This window comes from Streptomyces atroolivaceus (assembly GCF_000717025.1).
Taxonomy (GTDB): domain Bacteria; phylum Actinomycetota; class Actinomycetes; order Streptomycetales; family Streptomycetaceae; genus Streptomyces; species Streptomyces atroolivaceus.
Map to the genome: position 1 here is coordinate 1 of NZ_JNXG01000083.1, position 285 is coordinate 285.

Genomic DNA, 285 nt, shown 5'->3' on the forward strand with positions numbered 1-285 from the left:
TTAGAAGTCATCTCATTTGGGCGACTAGGTATTCTGTGAGTCATGGTGGGGATCGTTGAGCGGCTGGTGCCGGACGAGTTGTGGGAGTTGTTCCAGCGGGTGGTGCCGGAGGCGCCGTCGCGGCCGCAGGGCGGTGGTCGGCGTCGGCACGGTGACCGGGAAGTGCTGGCCGCGATCGTCTTCGTGGCCACGTCGGGTTGTACCTGGCAGCAGTTGCCTTCGGCGTCGTTCGGCCCGTCCGGAGCGACCGCCCACCGGCGGTTCTCGGAATGGTCGAAGGCCAGG

The 285-nt window shown here is 66.3% G+C and carries 1 protein-coding gene; it reads left to right on the plus strand.

Translation table 11 applies throughout. The annotated features are described in order from the left end of the window. Positions 1 to 42: 42 nt before the first annotated feature. Positions 43 to 285, plus strand: a 243-nt coding sequence (locus OO67_RS35510) for an IS5 family transposase (protein WP_033305964.1), incomplete at its 3' end; no start/stop codon positions are given.